Origin of the sequence: Pseudoalteromonas aurantia 208, assembly GCF_014858725.1 — a bacterium.
In the GTDB taxonomy this organism is placed as follows: domain Bacteria; phylum Pseudomonadota; class Gammaproteobacteria; order Enterobacterales; family Alteromonadaceae; genus Pseudoalteromonas; species Pseudoalteromonas aurantia.
In genome coordinates this window covers 280,747-305,711 of the sequence record NZ_AQGV01000015.1, presented here as the reverse complement: position 1 = coordinate 305,711, position 24,965 = coordinate 280,747, and the positions used below count along the sequence as shown (strand labels likewise).

24 protein-coding genes and 1 pseudogene are annotated in these 24,965 nt (G+C 40.3%); 6 read left to right on the top strand and 19 right to left on the bottom strand.

The features are described 5' to 3' along the window. The first annotated feature begins 606 nt into the window (after window positions 1-606). Genes PAUR_RS19775 through PAUR_RS19760 form a run of 4 tightly spaced genes read left to right on the top strand, consistent with a single transcriptional unit; the run spans window position 607 to window position 2,183 of the window. Window positions 607-831 (top strand): DUF4177 domain-containing protein, encoded by a 225-nt coding sequence (locus PAUR_RS19775; protein WP_119860791.1) that lies wholly within the window; start codon window positions 607-609, stop codon window positions 829-831. Further along, window positions 824-1,048: a membrane protein insertion efficiency factor YidD gene (yidD, locus tag PAUR_RS19770; protein ID WP_138597431.1), complete on the top strand. Its 225-nt coding sequence runs from the start codon at window positions 824-826 to the stop codon at window positions 1,046-1,048. Before PAUR_RS19775 ends, yidD begins: the two co-directional genes overlap by 8 nt. Window positions 1,049-1,057: 9 nt before the next feature. Further along, complete coding sequence (locus PAUR_RS19765) at window positions 1,058-1,429, top strand: TM2 domain-containing protein (protein ID WP_138597432.1); 372 nt, start codon at window positions 1,058-1,060, stop codon at window positions 1,427-1,429. Then, window positions 1,407-2,183, top strand: a complete 777-nt coding sequence (locus PAUR_RS19760) for a M48 family metallopeptidase (protein WP_192509449.1) — start codon at window positions 1,407-1,409, stop codon at window positions 2,181-2,183. The genes PAUR_RS19765 and PAUR_RS19760 overlap by 23 nt, the downstream gene beginning before the upstream one ends. Window positions 2,184-2,288: 105 nt before the next feature. Here PAUR_RS19760 and PAUR_RS19755 read toward each other — a convergent pair whose 3' ends face one another. Then, entirely contained in the window at window positions 2,289-2,663 is a 375-nt protein-coding gene (locus PAUR_RS19755; RefSeq protein WP_192509448.1) for a hypothetical protein, read from the bottom strand. 292 nt (window positions 2,664-2,955) lie between these two features. Here PAUR_RS19755 and PAUR_RS19750 point away from each other — a divergent pair, with 292 nt between their 5' ends. Further along, entirely contained in the window at window positions 2,956-3,714 is a 759-nt protein-coding gene (locus tag PAUR_RS19750; protein ID WP_192509447.1) for a hypothetical protein, read from the top strand. 444 nt (window positions 3,715-4,158) lie between these two features. Here the strand turns inward: PAUR_RS19750 and PAUR_RS19745 are convergent, their stop codons facing one another. The 18 genes and pseudogenes from PAUR_RS19745 to PAUR_RS19660 form a co-directional block, all read right to left on the bottom strand. Further along, entirely contained in the window at window positions 4,159-4,965 is an 807-nt protein-coding gene (locus tag PAUR_RS19745) for a hypothetical protein (RefSeq protein ID WP_192509446.1), read from the bottom strand. Window positions 4,966-5,222: 257 nt separating this feature from the next. After that, entirely contained in the window at window positions 5,223-6,134 is a 912-nt protein-coding gene (locus PAUR_RS19740) for a hypothetical protein (RefSeq protein WP_192509445.1), read from the bottom strand. Window positions 6,135-6,354: 220 nt separating this feature from the next. Continuing rightward, a complete protein-coding gene (locus tag PAUR_RS19735) occupies window positions 6,355-7,194 on the bottom strand; it encodes an REP-associated tyrosine transposase (RefSeq protein WP_192509444.1) in 840 nt (279 codons plus the stop codon). Between the two features lie 210 nt (window positions 7,195-7,404). Beyond that, window positions 7,405-8,913, bottom strand: coding sequence for a hypothetical protein (locus PAUR_RS19730; protein WP_192509443.1), 1,509 nt, complete (start codon window positions 8,911-8,913; stop codon window positions 7,405-7,407). Between the two features lie 128 nt (window positions 8,914-9,041). Beyond that, a pseudogene (locus tag PAUR_RS19725) lies at window positions 9,042-10,050 on the bottom strand (IS3 family transposase). Window positions 10,051-10,409: 359 nt separating this feature from the next. Continuing rightward, the gene (locus PAUR_RS19720; RefSeq protein WP_192509442.1) at window positions 10,410-11,186 is read right to left on the bottom strand and encodes an HNH endonuclease; all 777 of its coding nucleotides are present in this window, start codon (window positions 11,184-11,186) and stop codon (window positions 10,410-10,412) included. Between the two features lie 415 nt (window positions 11,187-11,601). Beyond that, entirely contained in the window at window positions 11,602-11,970 is a 369-nt protein-coding gene (locus PAUR_RS19715) for an eCIS core domain-containing protein (protein WP_192509441.1), read from the bottom strand. 66 nt (window positions 11,971-12,036) lie between these two features. Beyond that, on the bottom strand, window positions 12,037-12,537 hold the full coding sequence (locus PAUR_RS19710; RefSeq protein WP_192509440.1) for a hypothetical protein: 501 nt from the start codon (window positions 12,535-12,537) through the stop codon (window positions 12,037-12,039). Window positions 12,538-12,641: 104 nt separating this feature from the next. Then, entirely contained in the window at window positions 12,642-13,025 is a 384-nt protein-coding gene (locus PAUR_RS19705; protein ID WP_192509439.1) for a hypothetical protein, read from the bottom strand. Between the two features lie 148 nt (window positions 13,026-13,173). Further along, the gene (locus PAUR_RS19700; RefSeq protein ID WP_192509438.1) at window positions 13,174-13,608 is read right to left on the bottom strand and encodes a hypothetical protein; all 435 of its coding nucleotides are present in this window, start codon (window positions 13,606-13,608) and stop codon (window positions 13,174-13,176) included. Window positions 13,609-13,929: 321 nt separating this feature from the next. Further along, complete coding sequence (locus PAUR_RS19695; RefSeq protein ID WP_192509437.1) at window positions 13,930-15,945, bottom strand: Ig-like domain-containing protein; 2,016 nt, start codon at window positions 15,943-15,945, stop codon at window positions 13,930-13,932. Window positions 15,946-15,972: 27 nt separating this feature from the next. Continuing rightward, window positions 15,973-18,006, bottom strand: coding sequence for a tail fiber domain-containing protein (locus tag PAUR_RS19690; protein ID WP_192509436.1), 2,034 nt, complete (start codon window positions 18,004-18,006; stop codon window positions 15,973-15,975). A gap of 121 nt (window positions 18,007-18,127) precedes the next feature. After that, window positions 18,128-18,763, bottom strand: coding sequence for a Pvc16 family protein (locus tag PAUR_RS19685; protein ID WP_192509435.1), 636 nt, complete (start codon window positions 18,761-18,763; stop codon window positions 18,128-18,130). After that, the gene (locus tag PAUR_RS19680) at window positions 18,741-20,726 is read right to left on the bottom strand and encodes an ATP-binding protein (RefSeq protein ID WP_192509434.1); all 1,986 of its coding nucleotides are present in this window, start codon (window positions 20,724-20,726) and stop codon (window positions 18,741-18,743) included. The genes PAUR_RS19685 and PAUR_RS19680 overlap by 23 nt, the downstream gene beginning before the upstream one ends. Before the next feature lie 6 nt (window positions 20,727-20,732). After that, window positions 20,733-21,161: a glycoside hydrolase family protein gene (locus PAUR_RS19675; protein WP_192509433.1), complete on the bottom strand. Its 429-nt coding sequence runs from the start codon at window positions 21,159-21,161 to the stop codon at window positions 20,733-20,735. Then, window positions 21,154-21,705 (bottom strand): UpxY family transcription antiterminator, encoded by a 552-nt coding sequence (locus PAUR_RS19670; protein WP_318782641.1) that lies wholly within the window; start codon window positions 21,703-21,705, stop codon window positions 21,154-21,156. Before PAUR_RS19670 ends, PAUR_RS19675 begins: the two co-directional genes overlap by 8 nt. 473 nt (window positions 21,706-22,178) lie before the next feature. After that, window positions 22,179-22,754, bottom strand: a complete 576-nt coding sequence (locus PAUR_RS19665; RefSeq protein ID WP_192509432.1) for an RNA polymerase sigma factor — start codon at window positions 22,752-22,754, stop codon at window positions 22,179-22,181. A 620-nt stretch (window positions 22,755-23,374) separates the two neighbouring features. After that, the gene (locus tag PAUR_RS19660) at window positions 23,375-24,049 is read right to left on the bottom strand and encodes a M15 family metallopeptidase (RefSeq protein ID WP_318782640.1); all 675 of its coding nucleotides are present in this window, start codon (window positions 24,047-24,049) and stop codon (window positions 23,375-23,377) included. Window positions 24,050-24,518: 469 nt separating this feature from the next. Between PAUR_RS19660 and PAUR_RS19655 the strand changes: the two genes are divergently transcribed. Further along, window positions 24,519-24,875 (top strand): YciI family protein, encoded by a 357-nt coding sequence (locus PAUR_RS19655; protein ID WP_192509431.1) that lies wholly within the window; start codon window positions 24,519-24,521, stop codon window positions 24,873-24,875. Window positions 24,876-24,965: the final 90 nt, after the last annotated feature.

The window sequence follows — 24,965 nt, the reverse complement described above, 5'->3', positions numbered from 1 at the left end:
GCCAACCAGATATTAGTGACTCTCACAAGATATTGACTACGAGAATGAGGTATTAACGACTCCCTGTCTTCCTAACGCAGCTTTGGATACATAAGGGCTTTGTCTCTACCTCTACGTTGGCCAAACATGGACCCTGAAACACGTTCATGGTGACAAGGGAGCAATGACACAACATTTTGATGACACTGATAAGATACTTGCAACTCCCCTGTCTTCCTGACGCAGGTCAGGATCCACATCTGCTTTATTTCCAAAGCGCTTAACCGTGCACATTAACCAAGCATGGACCCTGAAACACGTTCAGGGCGACGAGGTGTTAATCATGCCGATCAAATATTCATGACACAGACAAGATATTAATGACGCAGATATGGTATTAGAGACTCCCACAAAACATTAGCGACTCCCCTGTCTTCCTGACGCAGGTCAGGATCCATGTAGACTTTACCCCAAAGTTCGTTTTCGAACACCACGCTCAGCATAGACCCTAAAGCACATTCAGAGCGACGAGGTAATAGTTCCCATCGCGAAAAAACAAAATGGTTGTTTCCTTATTTCTGTAACGATAAAATACGTCTGTATAATTAATAAAATCAAGGAAGTATTATGACTCAATATGATGAATATAAAGTGATCCATGTCGTTGAAGGTGGCTGTGGTACGTTATTATTAGGCTCAAGTGGTTTACCATTAAAGAAGCTAGAAGCCACGCTTAATCGCGAAGCACAAGACGGCTGGCAGCTTGTATTTCAAGTCATAGAAAATAAACGCTTTTTGCTATTTTGGAGCCGTGAAGCTGTTATTCTCACGCTTGGCCGAAAACGTGCTTAAACGCTTTGTGTTGCGTGCCATTGCCGCTTATCAGGCCAATGGCGGCGCCAAAGCACACTTTAATTTATCTTGTAACTTCACACCGTCATGTTCTGCCTATACTTATCAAGCAATTGAGAAATATGGCTTACGAAAGGGCCTACGGCTTGGAATAAATCGCATTCGACGTTGTAACGACCCAGACTGTGTTGATGTTAAATCTGACCCTCTACCTTAGGAGAGAAAAATGGATGATTCGAGTTTAAGAGACCAAGAGGAAGCATTGCGTCAAGCCGTTTCATTGTTACCGCAAGAGGCCCGAAAACGCTACTATCAATTAGAACAAACGCTCGTCAAAGACCCCGATACTTATGCCGTCTTAAATTATTTTTTCGCGGCTGGGCTACATCATTTCTATCTAGGTAAAACATTAAAAGGGATAATGAATTTGGCCCTTATGCTCATCGGCTTGGCGACCCTATCGAGCATTGGCTTTTTTATTATTTTATTTGTCATCGTCATCGAATTACCTCAGCTTTTTCGTAGCCAAACAATTATCAGAAAGCACAATATTAAAGTGATGGAAAACGTTATCAATGAACTCCAACCTAGAACATAGGATACGAAAAGAAAAACAAAAGCAGTGGCTATGGATCGCAATGAGCGCCCTGCTTGTTGTTTTGTTTGCAAGTTATCAGCTTTATACCCAAGCGATTCCCTATTTGGCCCAAAAGATTGCCGTCGCCATTCCTCAGCCCGTTTATCAAGCCGTCGATAAGCATACCCTGACTACCCTCGATGATACTGAACTTTCAAAAACCCAATTGAGTGAGCTTAAACAGCAAGAAATCAGCACACTCTTTTCACAATTAATCGACAATAAACGCGAGGCCCAACATGTGTATACACTTGAGTTTCGCAATTGGGAAGATCAAGCCAATGCCATGGCGCTAGCAAACGGCACCATTATTATTACCGATGCAATGGTCGCGTTGGCAGCTGATCAACAAGAGTTAAGCGCGATTTTATTACACGAAATTGGTCATATTGAACACAATCATGTGATGGAATCTATTGTCAGTTCTTCCCTCGTATTTGTTGGCTTAGGTGTCATATTGGGAGATGTTACCGCACTTTCAGATGTGTTACTGCAAGGTACCATTATTGGTATAACGCAAAGTTACTCCAAACAGGCTGAATTGGAAGCAGATAAATATGCATCTGAGCATTTAATAGCCCAATATGGTGACCATAATGCTATGAGCGCCGTGTTTCAAAAACTCGCAACAGAAAACCAAGATGAGTCTAGTTGGTTAAGCACACATCCTAGTTTTGATGAGCGTATTGAGAAAATTCAAAATACCGAGCCATAAATCCGATTTAGTCGATTGTTTAACACCAACCGAAGCTGTTTAGAGCAATATAAAAAGCGGTTAGGTAACCCCTAACCGCGTCAATTTACCAAACGTATTTATAGGTTATGGTGTCACAACTTGTAGGTTAGTCAAAGCGTTAACCTTAATCAAAAGTTTAAGATCGACTTGACTCATCGCCCCTGCAATATCAACTGTATAAGTATTTGGCGTCGTCGCAAAATCAACACCAGCTAATAGTGCATTAACCACATCTAAATACTCAGGTGAAACCACTTCACTTAACTTCGCTTTTGTCAGTTGTACATCATCTGCATTAATACAGGTACCGGCCGCTAACGTAACTACCGATGAACTATCGAAGCAGGTATCACCCGCTGCAGCAGTATATTCAACAACTTTCATTTTAAGATTTGAAAATTCAGGGTTAAAAATAGTTGATGACTCTGTTGGTGCACAACCACAATTATTATCTGACATAGTTAATTCCTTAATTATTATTTAAAAGTCATTATTGACTCAATAACAAGGACGCGAACTATACTGCGTTGTGAAATTTAAATATTAATTAGATAAATATTCTTTAACACCATCACAGTTTATTTTTACAAAAACAGCGCTGTGATAAACATCGTAATATAAATAAAATTATTATGTTATAAAAAGACAATTCGCAAAAAATTCATTATTCATAAATTAAATTACCCCGTATTGTATAAGCGAACACTTAACTTACATTTAATTCACGCTTCATTTATAAAAAGGAATACTTATGAAAAAATTAATGCTCATCATTGCAACAGGCGTTGCACTGACAATTACAAACGATAATGCTGCTGCATCGCAACTCATTTATGATACTGACGGTAGCGCGGGCCGCGTCACTTATTATAACAACGCCCCCATTTCGGCAATGGTAACGCAATCAAGCTCTACGTATGATTTAAGTGTATACACGCCACATTATACCAACCCCATGCCTTGTCAAAGCGCAGCCGTGTATGACCAAAATACCGACACATTGATCGTAACGTTGTCAGTAACCAACAAAACCCTATCGGGAAAAATCCCTCGAGGACATGAAGACAAAGTAAAATATGTACAAGCCAATTGCACGGACGAACAAGGTAATAGCCAAACGCTCAGACACAAATTAGCACCGGCACCAAAAATTAGCTTCACAAGCCAACTGACGGTTGCAAACTGGATAGATTCCAATGGCTTTCGTCCTGGTTATTATGACAGCGTTGTCTATCAAGCCCAGCTTAATATTGATAATGGCGAACCCGATGGCTTCTGCCACACCAAATCTTTTAGAGGTATAATCCCAACATTGCTTACAGAGCGCCATAACACCGGTTTTTACAGTGATGTGATCACCGTCAACGGTGAGGCCAAGTACGACGCCGTTGTCAACGTGCTCGTAAATGAACTTACTTGTAAAAGCACTGGCGGTACCACTCGCGCAGTCGAGGTGTGGGAAATTACCGAGCAGCAACAAAACCGAGAAATACACATTTATTCACTTTAATTCAAACTGAAGGGGCTGCTTTTAGCCCCTTGATTTTTCATTAAATAACGAAATCCTTTGACGTTTATGCGCTGCGCCAAATTGCATACTTCAACCCACTTATTGGCATACAAGGATATGTGCGGCTGTATAAACCATACCTAAACTCGCCTTCGGCGCTTCAATCAACAAAAAATGGTAACAAGACATCATACTATAGGATGGAGCAACGTAATCAAACCGAGAGTGTGTTTCACGCAGCGTGATTAAAAAGGCTGGCTAGCCGACAGCTTATGAACGGACCTTTTCCACCTACGTCTACAACTCATCATATGATAAAAAGTGTACTCGTACTCAATCCGTTAAGACCTCCCCCAACTGTGAATTATCGAATATACTGACTCGTTTAACGCTTATTGACGTATATCTTGAATCCCTTTCTTTAAAGTTTAGCCATATTACTAATCAAAACAATGATGTGTTCCAAACAACATCCATTTTTGATTTTGAGTTCGATGATAAATCATTTGCAGCGATGTAAATTCTATTAGACTCCATCAATTTAGATATTTCTTGATGCCGCTTTAATAGTGGTTCACTTTGCTTTTTTGACAATTCCTTTCGTAATTCATTTTCCAATTCAGCCTTTTCCTGTACCAAATCGATCCACGGCGGTGCGTTAAGCATATCTTTAAATCCAAGCGGGGTATAAAAAGGCGTTCTTGCGTCACTAACGCCACCTGCAATTACATACGGAACACCCTTATTTTTTGCTCGCTCAGCCAAGTGAAATGTTAATATCTGACCAATTTTTCTGCCTCTTGGCGTTGCATCCAATGTTTGTATATTCAATGCGGTTGTACTTTTGAATTTTCTATCCAAAAACCCCAGTCCCGCTTGAACATTCGCCAAGGGTATTGTCATTTCATTAAAAGCCAAACGGGCACTAATCGCTGTTTCTTGTTGTTCACTATTACGAATTGCCCCTTCAAAACTAATCTCGCTATCGTCCTCTTTTAATTCTGAGTATATCGTTGATCCGTCTTTTTGCTCATACCCCATCCTCTGTACAATCGTGTTGGAATCATTATTACCCATCATCTGCCTCGGGCGGTTATTTTCCTTTGCTTCGTGCAGCCTCCTTTGTGTAATTGAGTTAGACCAACTATTAACAAATCTACGTGCTTGCTTCACATGACACTTTTTCTGCACAATAGAATCCGTAGCCTCACTACATTTATTCTCTTGTGGCTTTTCTCTTTGCATATGCATATCTCAACCCTTTTCTTACTTTGGATTTATCCTATTCGCCCAAAGGTCAGTAGGAACAAACCGCTTGTTTCGCCGCCCCCTAAAAAAACAGCATGTAATCTTTTTGGAAATTACGCGTTCTTTCTGTGTTTTTGCCCAACTTACAAAGTAATACAACTCACTGAACCCAAAGCAAAAGAGCTCTAAAATACAGCGTATCTTTTTCGAAACAAAATACATTGCCGCTGTACGCCCTCTTACTTATAGCGTTACTCACATTAATCAAAAAATTTATCCGATGGATCAAAATTAGCTACTGGTTTAGCTACATGTGGTTTAGCTTGAGTCTTATCTTGTCCACCATGTGCTAAATTGAAAGACTTTTTCACTGTATCAAAAAACTTCACATTATCAGGTATTTCTGATTTTCGCCCAATCTCATATATCGCAACACTGACTAATGGTTGCTTGGCGTAACCAGTTGCGCCTTGCTCACCTATTGATAACTCACTTGTCGCAATTGAGTCACGATTTACTAAGGCTACAAGCATGACACCATCTGTCGCAAACCCTGTTAAACCACCAAACTTAGTGGACCACTCCTCAATACGGCCTTCCTCCGTTTCTTTTATATTTAGTCCGGTTTGTGCTTTTGCGGCGGCTTCACCCGGACTTGGCAAATCTTGGCCAGCACTGACCTCCCCCCCTAATGTTTGATTAGCGAGTATTTTCTTCGCTTGATTCGAGTTAGTCCCACGAAAAATGAGTGTGAGGGCGCCACTTGACCCCGACAATATTTCACTCAAACGCTGTTGGTTTTCACTGCCAGTGTAAGCCAGCTCAAGTGCGGCTTGTGACACGGCACTACTTTGCAAATAGTCATGCCCCTCTGTCATTGCCCGCCAGTACCCTCGCAACGCAGTGCCTATAGCGATGTTTTCTCGCCCCTTTATAATATTAAAAAATTGATATACATATTGAGCAAACATATTATCAATCGCTAAGTTGTGCGGGTTAATACCACCAGCTCTGCGCACTATATTTAAATTTGCGATAAATTCACCATAACTTACCGATTCTTTGCCTTTCATAAGAGCTCGCTGTACTGGCGCTGTGTTTATATATGACTCTCGCTTTGTCGGTATTTCAGCCATTGGCTCTGATTTTAATATTGGTTTGTGCTTATACATAAGTCGCCTCATTTTTAAGAATTTGAAAGTTCGGGGGGTGCAGGTTTACTTCAAAAAGTTTTGGATAGATTTACGCGTAATTAACAAATAGCAGGCAATAAGTAAGGGAAGGTGTAAATTAGCCATTGCTAACCTACATCGTATTTACGTTATATTTTCGAATGTATGTTTATTGAGTTCTCAAAAAAAATGGGGGAAACTTTGGGGTCAAACTTTGGGGTCAGGTCTTGCCTTTTGCTATTATTCGACTGATCCGAGAATAATGAAGATTAAAGAACTCTCCTAACTCTTTTTGGCTATAGTGCCCTGATGAGTAGGCTTGTTGTATTGCTTCATTGCGATTTCGGCTGGTTTGCTCATATTGTCGTAAGGTTAATGCTTTCGCCCGAACTTGCTTTTTAGGAACTTCTGATAAATCAGCCTTCAGCATCTCTTCGTTTGATAAAAAACGCTGAACAAAAGCATCACTACCTAAAAACACTTGGTTAGTAATGTTTTGCCACAGATTTATCCCTATTCCATTTACAACAAACTCAGCAAAGCGTGAACGAGCCAACTGGCGGTTGGTCGAAAAGTGTCTTAAAAGGCTATCAACATCGAGCCAGTTGGGCGCATCACTTAAACCCATCACGCAATGCCAGCTACTCCAAGGCCATTGCTCCAGTGTTTCAACCATATTCGCTCTGATAGGGTTAAGTACAATGTAACGATTTAATTCGAGTAGGTATGCATCTTTATCCACCAATATAGACTTAAATCTACCTTGGAATAAATGCCCTACTCGGCAATGAGCGCGATTAAAAGACTGGGTATAAACCCCATTGAGCTGCCGCATACCTGCACTTAAGTTGGCTTCCAGTGTTTCAACAAGCAAATGATAGTGGTTGGTCATTAAACAATAAGCGTGAATGCACCAATTAAACCGTTCACATACTCGTTCTAGCTGCGCTAAAAATAAGTCAAAATCCGCCGGTTCAAGATAAATCGGCTTTCTCTCGTTACCGCGCGACGTTACGTGATATAACGCCCCTGCAAACTCCAATCGTAGTGGTCTTGCCATTGTTCTTCCATGAACATATATGGTTGGAGTATTGAGTATAGTTGATGTGATGAGAAAGGACTAAAAAGGCAAAAAGCAAGACCTGACCCCAAAGATGATAGCTTATCGATCTACACATTGTTTTTTTGAAATTATCACTTTTATTTTTTACAGATATTTGGTCACTCCTTTAGTCGCCTGCCCTGTTAACAATCTTCGAGGTGTAAAAAATCACTCAAAACTTCGCAAAAGTGCGGATACCATTTGATCGATTGATTTCATAACTACTCTGATTGCCCGTTGTACTTCTGGTTTTTTATCGAAATATGGAATTATCTTAACCCCTGTTTTTCTTCTGGGATCCATAAGCGGATCCATAAGAATACGTGCCTGCAATGTATTTTTATTAACAGGGTTATCTTTAGTCCCAAGCTGCATACCTATTAGGGTTTTTAGCGAATCTAAATTACTCTGATCCCTTACTCCATTTTTACCTGATATATACACCAAATCTCTAACTTCATGATGCGGTATAAGAATCTGAAACAAAACTCCTCGCGTATTTTCCATCGATAGATGTTCTTGAACCAAACTATCAATTTCAAGAGTATATTTTTCACCCAATTCCTTTTGGTTTATTTTCTCAAACAAAGACGTTAGAGCGTTCGTTTCACTTGGTTTTAAAACACTCATATTGCTGTAGACAAAATCGGCAGTTGACTCCATTGCGTCTTCATCACTGTTTTGCATTAAGGAGGGATTTGTTGATAATAAAACTCTCGCCTTATTAGGATCATTATCGGTTTTTCCAGAGCTAACGTCTAATTGTTCCCCAGAATCTGAAAGATATTTGGCTCGATCCGCTACCGACTGAAACCTTAATTTTTGAGAATCAAAAGGGTTACGAAGCCATATTTTGTCCGTTAGCTCAGGGTCAGTGTATGCTTTTTGCATAAATGCATTTATAAAATAAGTATTGGCCCAATGACTAAGGTTTTGTCCATGATAAAGGGGAACATGCGTATCAAGCATTTGAGTTTCCTTATCAATAATGTTTTCAATCGGTAAAGTTTGAAGATCCTCTGGAGTCCAGTTGTTAAATTCAGGACGATTATCAAAAAATACCTTTGTTGGAGCCGCCCTTACTTGTGACAGTAGCTCTTCGATTTCAACATCTAGATCGTAACTACCTAAAGCTTCTTCCGCAGCCTGACCATATTTTGATGTGGCTCGTGTATCCTTTACTTGTGTTTCATTCAGAGGGTGTTTCGCCCCAAAGTTATCGCTCTTGTCCGACTTTGTAAACGTACCTGATCGAATATACAATTTCTGTGCTGCGACATCCTCATTACGCGAATTCAATACGTGATACCAAATCGTTGTGGGTACTGAATTATTGTTTCTTTCCCTATTTACGGTGTTTTCTTGATTAGCGCCTCGCCTAGATCTAAAGATTTTATCATCATCAATTAATAGTTTTTCCCCACTTATCAACTCTCCTTTCTTACCAATTTCGTTATCTGTGTAATTCCCACGCCCCAAAAGACTCCCATCTGTCTTTTTCACTAGATGGGTAACCCCCCATGTCACTTCTACATTCATAGGAGCCCTTTGTATAATAGTCTCAGGTCGATTATCCACAAATCCAAATCCTTGCTTCACATTACTTTTCTTTTGAGTAACAGTACTTGCAACCGCCCTACCTTTATGCCCTTTCGGCTTCTCTATTTGTGCATACATATCTCAATCCTTCTTAATTGGCCTTTAATCATTGTTGTAGGCTTTCTTTCATTGCCTATAACAATTGGGCTAAAAGACGTTTTAATGGTGTAACTCCACCCAATTTAGTACAGCTCTTTTGCAGAATTTTATGCAGCCTCAAGATAACTAATTGGTGTCATATCACCAAGTGAATCATGGGGTCGTTCATAATTATAAATATCTAACCATTCATCTGTGATTTCACGTACTTCTTGTAGTGACTCAAACAAGTATAAATCTAGCACTTCTTCACGGTAACTTCGGTTAAACCTTTCCACAAAGCCATTTTGATAAGGGCTACCAGGTTTTATAAACTCTAGCTTAATACTGTTTTCCATCGCCCACGTTTCAAGCATAGTGGAAGTAAACTCTGGGCCATTGTCTACTCTAATTTGTTTTGGTTTGCCGCGCCAAGCAATGATCTGTTTTAGTGTCCTAATTACTCTCTCAGCCGTTAAACTGGTATCAACTTCAATCGCTAATGCTTGTCGATTGAAGTCATCGAGTACATTCAATGTTCTGCTGGGGCACTTAACGGTTCTGGCGCTCTCGTTGGTACACGGCGTTTTCCTTTACGTCTTAAGTTGAGTTTTAGCATGTTGTAAACTCGTTCAACACGCTTCTTATTCCAAGGTTTACCCTTGTTGCGAAGCCTTTTAAATAGTTTGGGCAGCCCCCATCTTTGGTGACGTTCGACCAATGCTAGCAATGCAACTTCATCATCTGATGGCCGTTTATGTTTGTAATAAAAACCTGAGCGGCTTAGCCCAGCCACTTCACAAGCAAATGCGATGCTGACGTTAAATTGGGATCTTAAATGTTCAACCCAAGCTCTGCGTCTACTTGTCTTTACAGCTTTTTTGCAATGATATCCTCAAGCATCGAGTGCTTTAAGCTCAGCGTTGCAAACATATCTTTTAGCTTACGGTTTTCTTCTTCAAGTTCTTTGAGGCGTTTAACATCAGACGCTTCCATACCACCATATTTTGAGCGCCATTTGTAAAATGTGCTTTGGCCGATGCCATGTTTACGGCAAATTTCAGGCACTGGAATACCTGATCCAGCTTCTTTGATCATGCTGACAATTTGAGTTTCGGTGAACTTACTTTTTCTCATCGTAAATTTTCCTATTTTAGTTAATGGAAAATTCTACTTATGAACTGTTTCATTTTTTGGGGGAGTTACAGGTCGACAGATTCGATGCTTATCGCAAAGCAGACACTAAAAGACGGAAAATATCAGGCTACATTATGCCTTAATACACACTCAGACTCCTCCTCGGTGACATTGCAGCCGACGGCTGGATTTTTCTATCCAGATCACTCACACATTTAATTTCCAACGTCCTATTTACTAGCGATATAGCCACTAGTTGCATATTCGATAAGTTTCGTCATGGTGTAGAGTTTCGACGAATTAAAATAGATAACTGTAAGATTAGAGCAATTTCTTAAGTCGCCTGTTCTATTAATTATTTACCAAATATGAACCCCCCCATTGTGGCCAAACCTTCTGTGTGCCTCTCTGTTTACCAATATCATTCTATATTTGGCTGATAAATGATGCCAAGTCCAATTGTCTGGTGACACCCCAGCAATTGGGAATAACCCGCCATTTACTTTAATACCTTTGTTATTACATATTGTATTTGCGCGTTTAAAGTGCTCCGTGCGGTTTTTCGTATCATATACCGTTCCTAAATCCACCAAAGCTCCCCCCTTAGTAAATGTGTCAAGTGCGGTATGTTTGCTCGCTTTCATACTAGATTTATCGTCATCCTTACTCCCGTGGTTATTAAGCGGGGTTTGAAAGTCTATGTTTCCACCACCATCACGAAAATACCAAAGATCTTTATGCCCTCCTACATCTTTGGGGCCACTCCATGCATCAGGCTTTCTTGCTAACTGAATAGCGCCACCTCCCTCATAAATAATTGTCTCATTCGCTACGTCAAAAGCAGTATCACTCATATCTTCGTGAGTATCACCGTCTTCTTCCAGAGAATCATCAACTTTCTGAACGACATAGTTATTGGGAGCAAAAGTATTAAAGCTAATATGCTGATTAACACCTTCCAACTGATTAACTCTTGGTAAATTACTAAAATTTTGTTTCATACTCCCGAATTTTTCTTTATCTTGCCGATTATCAACAGGTCCAAATCCTTGCTTAAAATTACTTCTCTTCTGAGCAACTGTATTAACAACCGCTTTACTCCTATTTTCTTTTGACTTCTCTTTTTGGGCATACATATCGCAAACCTTTATTAATTTTCTTTAATCGTTGTAATAGGCTTTCTTCATTGCCTATAACTATTGGGCTAACAAACGCTTTCAATGGATTTTTGGTTCAGTTATGTGCTTGAGTCGTAGGAATGCCTAGATGACTGACATTTAGTGTAGAAAAAGTATAATGAATCAAGCTGCTTGCTCCCTTCTTCCCTATGTTTACGGCCTCATTAAAAAATGGTAATTGCACCTAAACATTGTCACACAATTTATCACGCCTATGAGTTTATCTATGACTAACGTGTATTTTTCAAGGCCCTCATTGCCGCATTCCTCTAGTATTACTTTTTATATCATTCAACAGCCGAACATCGTCATCCAGTAATAAGGAAAGGGGTCAAGTCACTTGATCCACAATACTTTACTTAGCCCCAAAAAATCACATACTCTCAGCCCTTGCGCCTATCACATCCGCTTCGTGCTCGAGTTTTGGGTCATCATTCACCGCTTGCCCTGCAAACTGGGTAGTGGCTTGTACTCGGCCTTGCATTTGCTGGCCAATGTGAGCGAGTTCATGCCCTAAATGACGATCTTGACCTGGGCTGATGTGTACTTCGCTGCCTTGTGCATACGCGTGAGCGTTAAGTTGCGCTGGCTTTGATGAATTGGTGTGCACTGCAACATGACTTAAATCAACGCCCATCATGCTACCTACGTTGTCTTTTAAACGCGCTTCTCGGCTCATGCTTTGGCGCTGTATGGGAAATACGTCCTGCTCGTACTGTTCATGATTACGTGACTGATACATAAAGGTTCCTTGATAGAAATGAGAAAATCGCTTACACAATAAGCGTAAGTAATGAAAAATACTGCTTTAACGAATTTTGATAATATACTTCACATCAGTGAGTGCCGTTGTTTTGGCTGGGGTTTCCATAGCGCTGCTCCGCTTGTCCACCTGTACTTTATCCATTCGCACATTATTCATACGTTTATTATTCATAACTGAATGTTCGTATAACATTGTGGGCCGTCCCTGCAAGCCATCGCAAAGCGCATACCCATCAGGAAGGCCTTCACCAAACCATAATATAATGGCCCCTACAGGTAGGCTATGTGCATTGCCCTTACTGTGATTTGTTGCGCTCGCTTCGGTATTACTTGATCTACTCGCAAGCCAAACCGTACCATCAACTCTTAAGTCTCCTCGTACTGTTAGGTTGTCGGTTAGTTCAGCATTGCCATGCTCGTCGATTCGAATACCATCATCCTCTCCAATCATACAATGATCAATCAGCTCAGCAAATTGCGCCCCTGTCGGTTTGGCACCCGCTGAAAAAAAGCGTTTAAGTTTGGTTCTCACGGTATCGATCATACTGTATTACTCTGACTAAAGGGGTAACATGACGAGGCATTGCTCCGTCGAAATACGCTGGACTGCAAAGGCAAAAATTGCATAATATAGGGTAATTCACATCATCAGTTCGATTTAAGGTCGGTCAATGTAAACGGCTGCCAAGTGTATACTTCGCCTTGTTTTGCCACCAGCTCATAATAAGTGTATTGCCCAAATTCATCGGGGTGTTTACTGGTCACCAAATTGCCAACTTCTAAATCGCCACGTAGCGCCTGCCATTGCCCTGTCTCACGAATGAGATACACGCCATTTTGGGTCGCATCAATTTGCTGCGTTAGCAAATGCATGGTTTGCCAATGTTTTGGTGAAGCGATTTGGTTAATATCGACGTTGTCATTATGAATAACATCCACTTCCTGTTTAACACCTATATATCGCTCTAAGTGCTGCGCTTTTCTAACGACGCTTGCAAACATATCGTTAAGATTGAAATAGTCTATAGGCATAATCGCTCCAGTGTATGCACACTTCTTATTACCTTACTCCATCGTTGATGGCACATAGAAGGTATATAAAAATATGTACAGAGACGAATTATTACGCCTCTGCACACTCATCAATAGCTCATAATTATATTGAGCTGCTCTATATGCGCTACACAGCCACAGGGGGTGTATCGTGGTAAATTTCTTTGCTCCAAACTTGTCCTAATACATCATCCTTACTGGTTAGTCGCCATAATACCGTTTGCTCGTCGTTATTATGATTTAAGTCATCAACCATGTTGCCTACATCATAAGGACGCTCAACTTTGGCTAAATCACCGCTTACTTCAAGCTTATAAATACCATTGTTTAATCCGACTGATTGACCTACTAGTAATACATATTGACCAACCTCAACCAGTGGGTTTGCATAAGCTAACAGTGGCGTCTCAACTTCTTCAACAGTCTCAACCTGCTGAATAATTCCCAAATACCGATAAAGTGAATTTGCGCGTTCGGTATTATCTATAATTTTATCTTCTCGTCCAGGAACATTGCCCTGTAAAGATGCTAATCGTGCTGATAGTGATAGTGTATTCGCCATAAATGGCCTCCTAATATGGGGAGTGCATCGTCTGTAATAAATGATAATGCACTGTTGATTATGTTCATGGCATGCCATGTTGGCTTGGCTCATAAACATAAAGGTGTACTGCTATGCAGATAAGTGACAGTGTGTAAAACCGATTTCATAAAAGTATTGAGTATTCAAAAATACGCGTTGACGCTTTAACTGGATAAAATATGACGTAAGGAAGTACGATATCGTGAAGTTTTTTTCGCCATCACTTCACCCTGTGCTTGTCGCATTACTGACTATTATTTAAATACCATGGGTATAAACACAAGAATAATTAAAACGTTATTACGAGCTTGTTAAATCAAATAATTGATAAGTAGCAGTGTCATAAGATATATAAGCGCTGGTGCCATTATCGTTACCAATGTCCGTGATACGCCCAACTATTCCGCCTTCGAGCACCACCGTTCCACCAATAAATTGAGTACCAACTAAGTCTATACTCTGCGATTCAAACCAGTTTTTGACACCAACATTATTGAACCCTGAAGCGCTATCATGATGCACATGCTCTGATATTGTTAGCAGCTCTGGTTTAGTGAGCAATAGATTACTTTGTTCTTGATCCAGCGCATATATAGCCAGTACGCGTACGCCACTTACAGCACCATTTTGCCCAGTACTTTGCCTAGTAAGCACGTACTGCCGCTGATCAATGAGCTTTTCTTTCATCCATTGTGCTTCGTCCACTAAGTAGCCCAAATGAGTAATGACAGTACTCGATATCAAAAAGCGTTCTAATGTTTCAGGGTTAAATACCTTGCGAATATACCCCAAATGGCTTTGTATTGTACCTTGTACCAATTGCCAACTGCCACCCGTGTATTCCCAGCACTGATTGTTTTGCGCATCGTATATTTTACTGGCATCTAAGCCACCATTAAAATCAATGTCTAGATAAGTAGAGCCTGCTTGTGAATGGGTATAATAACCATATTGCTGCGGCCCTTTAAAAATATTGAGGCGATTGTCACTATTTAAATCAAGGGTTATTTTTGAACCTGCCTGGTAATTATCAACGTCATTCCAGTTGGTGGTATAGCATGTAATGACATCACCTTGGCGCTGTATTTTTACTCGGGTTTTCGCACCATCAAAATGACCTGCTACGCCATCAATATTTATATCATTAATCACCCAAGTCGGTGGCCAAGGTCCATTTTCACTATAAATCAGCCCATACCCTTGATTTGGCCCCATCCCGCCTTTTGTTCTGACTAACGCCAAAAATTTATTAACACCGCCTTCTCGTACAAAGGCAACAATCAGTCCGATAGTATCATCGTCTGCCGCTGGTGAAGTGAGTGTTGCTTCAAAAGAGAAATTATCCAATTTATCCGGTGATATAAAACCACAACCACTGCTAGTATTGGTTGGCATAGACACCCTATCTGGACTTCGTAAAAATTGCCAATCGGCGGCCTCCCCGGTTGCAGTATTTGCATCAGGGAAATAGGCTGCCCCAGCAAACCGGGCCCAACTATTGAATACGTCTTCCATTGTTGGCGGGCTATAACTGGCAATAGCAGTAGATACTTCAGCTTGGGTGCGATAAACAAACGCTTCAAGCTCTGGCAAAGGTGTAATGTTTATAAACACAGTCCCTATTTGCGTTTCATCTAAGCCATTTTTTATATGATAAGTAAATTGTGCTGGCTGCTCTGCCAAACCCGTAGAAATAAAGGTGATATTATCCCCCACTAGGTTAACACTCCCACCAATAGGGCCGCTAACCGACACCAAAGTGATGCCTGAATTAGAGCTGTCTTCATCATTTACGATCAGTTGAGAGGCGCTCACATATAGCGTTTCCCCTTGCTGCAAGCTAAAGGTATCAGGGTTGCATATGAGCGGTGGAATAGCCAACACACGCATACTGACAAAATGGGTCTTCCTAACTCCTATGCTGTTCTCTACCACAAAGTCAAACCGAGCTGCACTGTTCACACCACTGCTTGAAGTGAATACCACATTCACACCATCTATGCGCACACTGCCATATTGGGCATTTAACACATTCACGAGCCTTATGGCCTCTTGACCATCACTATACTCATCAAAACTACCTGCTAGAATATTGGCAATAGGTATCGTGGCCTCTCGATTGCTATACACATCAAATACTTTATCAAGCAAAAAAATGGTATGTGCAGATGCGCCATAAAACTCACTAACAGCAATACTTTGCCCTGGTATTTTATTAATATGTTCGCTGTACACGCTTAGCGCATATGGCGGCTGCGTGCTATATTCTTGCCCGATATCTGCTAATGAAATAGCCCCTATATTTTGCAATGACATACTCTTTCCTCACTGTAGCAGCACATATTAACAATCATTTTTTTCAAGCTGGGTTTCTAAATGAGCGACTTTTTTATTGAGCGCTTTTATTCCCTCAACCAATAACCCCACCATATTTCCATAGGCTACACTGAGGTACTCACCTTCTTGATGCACTACTTCCGGCAGCACATTGGCTACTTGTTGCGCTATCAGTCCTGAAAATCGACGTTCTTCAGATAAATCCGTGCGAGTAAAGGTCACACCTTGCAACTGTGTAATGCGTTCAAGTGCATTTTCAATATGCATCACGTTACTTTTCAATCTTTGATCTGAAAAGGCAGTCACATCGTGAGTTGCAACAATGGCCCCCTCAACATTCAAATTTCCGACTAAATTGGCAGTCTCTATATTAAAGTGACCACTGAGTGTATCGCCGGTTTTTTGAATATATCGAGTATCCGACTCTACTTTGGTATAACGTTCGCTCCCTTGAGATACTCGTGTTGTCACTTCATTTTGTAGCGCCTCAGTGAGCACTGTATTTTGCTCTTGTCGGACTTGAGATTCATTCTGAATTGCCGTCTCTAATGCGCTGTTTTGTGTAATACGTGATTGCGACTCTGTTACTAAGTTATTTTCCAGCGACGTACTGCGCGCATCATTCGTTTGCGCGTAATTAGCAAATGCAGTATCTGACTCTGTGTCTACCGAGTTAATTAAAGTAACAATTTCGGCAAAAGAGTCTTTATCAGCATCACTGGCTGACAAAATACTGTCAATTCTGAGCTTTTGCGTGTTGACTCGTTCTGTATAGTCATCAGTAAGCTCCGTTGAGGTCGCGGCAAGCTGCGCCGCTAATACACTTGCATCTACCACTTTTTCAGCCGTCGCACTTTGTACATCTTGTACTGAGGCAAAATCTACGCTGATTTGGTTATTTTGATTTTTTAAACCAATACCTGCCATTGCGATTGCCGAAGAGGGCTGCCAATAATACTCAGCGGCTTGACCATAACTGTATTGTGCTGCCACTACAAATACCTGACCTTGATGCTGACTTCCTTCCTTTACAGCAATCGCACTCCCCGTCGAAAGAGAGGATAGCTCTGCGGTATTTACCCGAATGAGTTGCGCCGGACTCATTTGTGTATCGAGTTGCCATACGCCATTTTGGCTCGGCGTATTTTGCGCCGTAAGCAAGACATAATCACTATGATTTAATATGATTTGGTCGATGTCTGTGGGCGGTTGTAACACATCAATAGACTCGGTGGTTTCTGCACAACGTACCTGAATATTCAGCAATTGTGGGCAGGCCAATGCTTCTAACTTATGATTAAGCCAGCGACCACTCTCAGAGCTCAGTACTTTTGCATCAACCCCTTTATGAATGTCCTCTACCATTGCAAAATTGAACCGTTCCGGCTTTACCTTTCCTGATGTGAGTTCTGTTGCATTTAGTGCGCTAATCTCACTCCCATCACCATAAAAATGACCGTCAAATTTGCCATCGAACAACGTAGCGGTGACTTTTGAGTTTGCGCCGTTTTGGGTTAAATCAACGTGAGCGGGTAAACGAGCATTCAACAAGTGTGTAGTCATATATTCAGGTATATCTAAGCTTTTTAACGATACCCACTCATCGATAGCATCATCTACATTGAATCTATATTCATAAAAACTCGCACTGCTTCCTTGTGAACGATTCGCTTTTAATAATAATCCATGCGTAAAATCAGCACTTTGCTGTTGCAATGTTAGTGTTGCCACATCGTCAGCAATCAATACCGTGTAAACCCCGTTTACAGCTGGGTCATCTTGCAAGTAAATCAACACAGTTTCACCCGTTGCCAAATTATAATTTTTTAGCTTTGGTTCTTCATATAAATTGCCATCCAACGTCGTTAGCTGCTCAGTCACCACACAATCAACGGTCATACCAAATAAATGTGCTATTAAGCTAAACGTCGCTTGATTATCTGTTGCTGCATCAATGAGCTGATAAAACTGTTCCTGTGTCGGTATATCTCCGCGTGAAAAGTAGTCTCTGAGTTCAGTATTCAGTTCTGAATGTTTCATGTTGGTCCCTTTGGTTTTTTCGCTCAGACACGAGCTGCTGGGCATTAGTTAGATTGCCTAATACGGATAAGTAAAAAGTTTGGTCTTGTTCGAGAAGTTAACTGTGAAATGCGCGTAACTGTTATTTTTTATCTAATACATTATTTATTTCACGTACAATTGGTAACTCAACAGGTTCAAATACCGGAATAGGTAATGACAGTGAAAATAGTAATGTTGGTTTCGGTGATGAACCCAATGCCTGCCAAACCTGACCACTGACCTTGTCACTTTGCTCATTACCAAATAACTGGGCGCGTATGCCATAGGGGTTTAGTTGAATATCATGCGCGTTTAATATTTCTGCAGGTAAAAAGTCGTAACGTCCTAAACCACAGAGTAAATAACTTAAAATTAAGTGCTCTATTTCAGCACTTTTTTCTTCATCTTTACTCCAGATGGTCAGCATATAGGTAAGTGTCACAAATTTAGGTTCTTTATAATAAACACTGCCTGACTGCGTATCATTCACTTCCATTCTCGGAATTTCACTTTGTCGACGAGCAACATCTTCACTTACGCCAATCAAATAACAATTCACCATAGGAATATCACTGACTACTTTATCAAAAAATGCTTTATCAGGGGCTTTAAAGCTCAGTTGAACCCCTTGTTCTGGTTGCGAAAGCGCTTGTTGAGTCGGATCTATCGCCAATATTCGTTCTGTAATAAACGCGTGTAATGCTTGCTGTAATTTATACAATAGCGTCGGGTCCATGATGCCCTCCTTGTAACCACTTTAAAATGTCTTGTTGGGCCATAAACCCGGCGTGATGTTTTGCCAGTTCTCGCTTTAACGCACAGGCAATATCTGAGCGAACTATTAATGCTCTACCTGCCATTAAACTTTGTAATAGTGCTGTTTCGGTAATATTTATTATCTGTGCAGCGCTGAGCTCAAACTGATGGGCTAGAGGCGTTATCACGCCGAGTAAATCGTCGTCCGCATTACCGCCTAAACTATGCAGCCACAAGGTCATTCGCTCTGTTTCGGTGGGAAAAGTAAACTCAACCACATTATGAAATCGGCGTAAAAACGCTTCATCCAAATTTGCTTTAAAGTTGGTACTCAGTAACAGTAAACCACTGTAATGCTCCATACGCTGGAGTAAATAACTCACTCCCATATTGGCATTTTTATCATGGCTTGACTCTACCTCACTGCGTTTGGCGAAAATGGCATCAGCCTCATCAAACATCAACACCGCATTATGGCGCTCTGCTGAATCGAATAGCTTGGCTAAGTGCTTTTCCGTTTCACCAATCCATTTACTGGCAATATTTGCTAGGTTAACCAAATATAAAGGCAGCTGTAACTCTCCCGCTATTGCTTCTGCCGCCATCGACTTTCCAGTGCCGGGCTTGCCCCAAAAAAGCGCTTTACAGCCACTATTTAGTCGAGGCAATCGCGCTTTTAATTCAGCTTGATAACGCACCCGTGCCACGAGCTCTTTTAATGGTTGTGCCATGCTATTGGCAAGTACCATATCTTGCAAAGTAAAACGCGACTGACTGAGCTTTGCCAATTCATCACACCCTACACTCTGTGTTTGTAAACATTGGGCTTGTAATGTGCTCCAATAATCTTCTGGCGTATGCATTAATTGAATAGCATGTTGTGATAGTGTGTTCATACGTTCAAGCGCGATGGGGTAATGCGTTGCCAATTGCCAAGCACGTGCTTCGAACCTAGCCTGAGATTCTGGTGCCAATGCCAACCAGCTGCTTGCGACTTTTTCTTGAGTTGGCATCACAATTACACGCTCATCAACATGCTCAATGTCATGTTTTCTCTGTTGCGGTTCAGCCATAGTGACAATATATACCTGCGGCAATTGCTGTATAATGGCTCGCAAATTTTGATAGGCTATGTGTAAATAGCTCACCCAATTAGGCCAATATATTACAACCGATTGGCCTTTATTTTTAAGCAGTAACTCAGCCAATTCCACCTGCAGTATTTGACTATCGTACTGCTTTCCTTCTTCTGCTTCGCCAATGAACTGACTCACTGAAAGTGTTGAATGAGCGGCTAATTGCATACCATACCAGAGTGCTTGTTCGGCATTGTCATGGTTCAAAAGCGTATACTTTGCGATTATTTTATGTTGTTCTTTGGCAAAACTGCAGCTAAAAACAGGGTCAATGCCATACTTTTTTATTGCACTAAATAATGCGCCATCCGAGCTCGATACACAGCCGCTTTGTAAATATTGCTGTAACAATGGCGATATCTGAACTGCACAAGATAAACTCATATAGTGACTCGATTGATTCAATAAGCCTAATGTAAATAAGCGAGATGAACCAATATTTTCTGCCAATAATGTACGTTTACTCAGATACTTATCATTTAGTGTTAACAACTTGTCGAGGCTTAAAGTCGGCCCTTGCTCAAACCAACTCAGACCTATAAATGGCGCTACACAGTCGGGGTCCAGAGTTTGAATATACACCAAAGCGAGTAACGTAACTTCAGAGTCAGTTAAATCAAACCACGCTTTTACTCCTAAAAAACGAGTGGTTTTGGCAAGCGTAGTCGTGGCATTATGAAGTTGTGTTGCAGCTGGTTCTAGATCTTCATTCGCCTCTTTTAAAGCGAGTCCAAATGCATAAAAACATTGCGCCAAGTGGCGCTCAGCGGCAACGATAGCGTTGTGCTCTTCCTGTATTGATGCCATAGCACATTATCCTTTTGCCATCATATCGGCCAGCTCTTTGGCACGATACCCAACCTGCTCAGCCCACTTAGAATCCAACATTTCTTGAGCTGCCAGATTAAACTCTTCGACACATAACGCTGCGAGCATTTTTTTAAACCGCTTTAAGCCCTGTATACCTAAATTAAAAGCCATATTTAACAGCACTAACTTGCGTACTTCTGACAGTTGATTAAACACTGGAAGCTGCTTACTTACTTGTCCAAGTACCATAGTAATATCGTTATCGAGTAAGTATTCCGCTTCTTGCTCAGTAATTCCCCGCTCTTGCAAATTACGCCCGACACCGATGGTAAGCTTACCAGCAGTACATTTGTAAGGCTTACACACTAAGCCTTCGTGACAGATCAGCTGTGCTTTTAATGCATAGAGCCCATGTTGAGATAGTTCAGCCATAGTGCGCTTCTCCTACAATTTTTATGAGTTCGATGGGCACACTCACGAGCATACTTTGCTCAAGACCATGTACTTCAACCGCCACAACATGCTTGCTATTTAGCTCCATCAATGTTCCTTCATAGCCTTGCAGGCTTCCTGCAATGATCTCTACTCGTGCGCCTTTAATTAAGCGGTTCGCTAATACTGAAATATCGTATCCAGTATTTAGTGAACGTTTAATTAAGGTAATTTGTTCATAGGCAATTGTCGCTGGCCGATTATTAAATCTGACATAATTTACAAAGCCCGCCATTCTCTTAATATGCTGAAATTCATTACCATCTAAATACACGAATACATATGATTTAAACAATACTGTGCTGATAGTTTTATTTCGGTCACTCCATTTACGCGTTTGAGTTATTAAAGGCAGAAATACTTCGCAGTCACTTTGTAAGCGCTCAACCTGCTCTGCAAATTTTTTCTCTGTATTTGGTTTGGTATACACCACATACCATTGTCTTTCTGTCGTCATATCAAAGGTCCAGGTAAGCTCCGCCACATCACTCCCGTTATGAAGTAATATGAAACAATTTTTTTAGTACAACAAATACACGCTATTTGCTGAGTTTTTTACCAGAATCAACTTCTGTTATGAAACTAACGGAGAACTTGCAGTGTTGTGAAATAAGTATTGATTATTAGGAGAGTAACTATATTTTTTATAAACTTAAAAATCAGGAAATTAATTTTTTGATGTGGTTAAAAATAAAATGATTCGATAATAAACCTTCGCGCAAAATACTGGTAACATCTTGCGAAAAACGAATAGTTAACCTCAGGTTTGGATAAGGGTTTTGGAATAGGAAATATTTTTAAAACAAACTTACGTACATTCCAATGATGATATTTTTTTTAATATCAAGGCGCTTTTATGCAGTAATAGCGGGCTATTACAAATGAAAGCAACGCCGAGAGTGAGAAAAATAGCTTTATTGGGCAAATTCGCTTATCCAGAGCTGAGGTTAGTTAATATTATCCAGCGCGATACTCCTCCCTAAGGCCTGACAGTTTCTTCCGTGCCAGCTGCACCCGTTTACGTACATTCTCCTGACTTAACTTCATTTTACTTGCAATTTCTGGATACTCTAAATCATGCATAAATTTATACTCGACAACCTGACGTAATTCAGCAGGTAAATAGGAGATTTGTTGCATAAGTCGATGGTAAATATTGGATTGAATAAGTTCTGATTCTAATGTTTTAGAATAGCTATCAGCAAAAAAAAACTCCTGTGGAAGCTCTGAGACTTGATTTACGAGCTCTTGTTGTTTGGTATTCGCTCTGTGTACGTCCATGCACGTGTTGTGTACAATACGACACAACCACGCAAAAGCGTTCTCAATATCGTCCTCACGTGCTGTATAAGCTTTATATGCTTTTTCACACGCTTGCGCCACCGCATCTTCTATTTTATCTATATCATTGTGCAACCATTTATAACAACACCGCACAAGTCGTTCTTCGTGTTCACTCCATAAAACCCAAAAATCACTGTGTCCTCGAAACGCGCGAATATCCGCGGAAGAATAATCCTTTGAAACCAACATCACTTCTCCAATTTATAATTAAATATCGGAGGAATGACGTAGAATAAAAAATCATGTGAAAATATTTATTTAGCATTTTACATACCAAGCATTAACGCTAAAATTACATAAAAAAGGAATACTGACAATAATTCAAGAAATAGTAATGATCGTGCTGGGAAGATTATATATAGGCGGTATAGTATATCAATTACATAGGATTACAGCGTACAATAAAAGCCTCATAAAAACGGCCCTATTATTTAAGGTTATGAAATTAAAGTATATAGATTAACTTTCAAAGAAGTGATGACTCGCTGTTTATACCACCTTGTTTTGAAACATGATTTAGTATTAGATATTGAAAGAGTTAGATGTAAATTTTTTACATAAATCACAAAATAAATGCAAATTCAACAACAAATAAAGAGGCCATCCACTTCAATGAAAACACATCTAGATGCACGCTAAAATACCGAAAACCACCAGATGTCACTTTAAGTTTGGCATTACAATTTAATTGCCTACACGTGCTATTTTTCATCAAATGCACATCAAAAAAACTCAAATAATCGATATTTTCTGTCTTAGCGTCAAATTACCGCCAATAACAATCACGCAATAATACGATACATTATCGCTTAGTTATCGGCTATTTCATCATCAAAATAACGATTTTTAAAAGGCTCATTTTTCAAGGTAAAGTGCCACCACTCTTCTTTTAAGCCCTTAAAACCTGAATTAGCCATAATGCTCGCTAGCAACATGCGGTTTGCTCTTTGCTGTGTGGTGACTTCCATAGAAGAAGGCCATGATAACGTAGAAAAAAAATCCCAACCGGTTCCCATGTCAAGTTCAGCGCCTGAGCGGCTATCAACCAGCGTGATATCTAATGTGCTGCCACGAGAGTGACCCGACTTTGCCGCAATATACCCCAACTCAAAAAGTTGCGCTTTCTCTACTTGAGGATAAAAAATCGCTTTATTTTTATTATCGGTTAAATCTTTTGCCCACTTTACGAAATGATCTACTGCACGCTGGGGTCGGTAACAATCAAACACTTTTAAGCTCAAGCCAAATTGTTTAGCCGATGTTTGCGCTACTTTTAACGCTGCGATAGCAGGAATAGATAACAAACAATTGGGGGCGGAATATCCATCAATCTGAGTACCAACAAAGTTATTGCTGCCGAAGTACCGAATATCAAAATGCACTGAGGGAATGGCTTTTTTTACATCATACAACTCATTCGCTGCAAGCGGCCCACTGATCATGCAAGCACCAAAAATAGCGCTTAAAAATATCGACTTAATCACGAAAACCCCTTATATGTAGCTTATTTATAAATATATCAAAACAATATGAATCAAGTATGAAGCGCCAGCACTATGAAACTCAAGAGAAAAAGTACCTTGATAACAATTCACCTCAATCCTCATTTAAAACAAGACTTACCGTCCATCAGTCGCCCCCATTTACAGAGCCGGAAAATTAGCCTGGCTCTTATTAAGGCTGATAAAAAATTGGTCAAATAGCATAAAGGCAATCAACGAGTACATGAAGGTTGTGATAGTTCAACTCAATAAAAAACCGAAACACAAACTATAAAGCGTAAAAACAGGCCTACCACTGTGCTCAAACACCACTGAGACGCTTTACTGTCAAAACATAATACTGAGTGCCTATAAAAAAATAAATTTATGTCTGTTCTTTGTCCTCGATAACACACTCACGACGTCTACTTATAGAACACTTACACTTCATTTAATAAAACGAGGATATATCATGAATGAATTTATGTTGATTTATAAAGGCGGCGATCCAGATTGGATGGCAAATACAACAGAACAAGACATGGCCAAAAGTATGGAAAAATGGGGGCTATGGATGACGCAATTAGAAGCGACTCAACAACTCGTCAGTGGCGGTTCACCACTTGATTATTCAGGTAAGCGACTTTCAAATGATAAAGTTGAAACTGATATTGCTGCAGCTGAATTCAAAGAATTGGTTTCAGGGTACTCAATTATTCGAGCAAACAATATAAATGATGCAACCACATTGGCTAAATCGTGCCCAATATTTGATTATCCTGGTGTTGAAGTCGAAATTCGACAAATCATGTGTACCGACAACAGCTAAATATTAATTCGTCAAAAAGGCGATTTTTTGGTTAAACGGACGTCCGATGTCCGCATCGGACGTTATAAAAAAACTACAAAACATTAATTA

Bases quoted from the DNA above. Each gene is read 5' to 3' on its own strand.
- PAUR_RS19775 (WP_119860791.1), top strand. From the start codon at position 607: ATGACTCAATATGATGAATATAAAGTGATCCATGTCGTTGAAGGTGGC.
- PAUR_RS19765 (WP_138597432.1), top strand. From the start codon at position 1,058: ATGGATGATTCGAGTTTAAGAGACCAAGAGGAAGCATTGCGTCAAGCC.
- PAUR_RS19760 (WP_192509449.1), top strand. From the start codon at position 1,407: ATGAACTCCAACCTAGAACATAGGATACGAAAAGAAAAACAAAAGCAG.
- PAUR_RS19755 (WP_192509448.1), bottom strand. From the start codon at position 2,663: ATGTCAGATAATAATTGTGGTTGTGCACCAACAGAGTCATCAACTATT.
- PAUR_RS19750 (WP_192509447.1), top strand. From the start codon at position 2,956: ATGAAAAAATTAATGCTCATCATTGCAACAGGCGTTGCACTGACAATT.
- PAUR_RS19745 (WP_192509446.1), bottom strand. From the start codon at position 4,965: ATGCATATGCAAAGAGAAAAGCCACAAGAGAATAAATGTAGTGAGGCT.
- PAUR_RS19740 (WP_192509445.1), bottom strand. From the start codon at position 6,134: ATGTATAAGCACAAACCAATATTAAAATCAGAGCCAATGGCTGAAATA.
- PAUR_RS19735 (WP_192509444.1), bottom strand. From the start codon at position 7,194: ATGGCAAGACCACTACGATTGGAGTTTGCAGGGGCGTTATATCACGTA.
- PAUR_RS19730 (WP_192509443.1), bottom strand. From the start codon at position 8,913: ATGTATGCACAAATAGAGAAGCCGAAAGGGCATAAAGGTAGGGCGGTT.
- PAUR_RS19720 (WP_192509442.1), bottom strand. From the start codon at position 11,186: ATGTATGCCCAAAAAGAGAAGTCAAAAGAAAATAGGAGTAAAGCGGTT.
- PAUR_RS19715 (WP_192509441.1), bottom strand. From the start codon at position 11,970: ATGTATCAGTCACGTAATCATGAACAGTACGAGCAGGACGTATTTCCC.
- PAUR_RS19710 (WP_192509440.1), bottom strand. From the start codon at position 12,537: ATGATCGATACCGTGAGAACCAAACTTAAACGCTTTTTTTCAGCGGGT.
- PAUR_RS19705 (WP_192509439.1), bottom strand. From the start codon at position 13,025: ATGCCTATAGACTATTTCAATCTTAACGATATGTTTGCAAGCGTCGTT.
- PAUR_RS19700 (WP_192509438.1), bottom strand. From the start codon at position 13,608: ATGGCGAATACACTATCACTATCAGCACGATTAGCATCTTTACAGGGC.
- PAUR_RS19695 (WP_192509437.1), bottom strand. From the start codon at position 15,945: ATGTCATTGCAAAATATAGGGGCTATTTCATTAGCAGATATCGGGCAA.
- PAUR_RS19690 (WP_192509436.1), bottom strand. From the start codon at position 18,006: ATGAAACATTCAGAACTGAATACTGAACTCAGAGACTACTTTTCACGC.
- PAUR_RS19685 (WP_192509435.1), bottom strand. From the start codon at position 18,763: ATGGACCCGACGCTATTGTATAAATTACAGCAAGCATTACACGCGTTT.
- PAUR_RS19680 (WP_192509434.1), bottom strand. From the start codon at position 20,726: ATGGCATCAATACAGGAAGAGCACAACGCTATCGTTGCCGCTGAGCGC.
- PAUR_RS19675 (WP_192509433.1), bottom strand. From the start codon at position 21,161: ATGGCTGAACTATCTCAACATGGGCTCTATGCATTAAAAGCACAGCTG.
- PAUR_RS19665 (WP_192509432.1), bottom strand. From the start codon at position 22,754: ATGTTGGTTTCAAAGGATTATTCTTCCGCGGATATTCGCGCGTTTCGA.
- PAUR_RS19655 (WP_192509431.1), top strand. From the start codon at position 24,519: ATGAATGAATTTATGTTGATTTATAAAGGCGGCGATCCAGATTGGATG.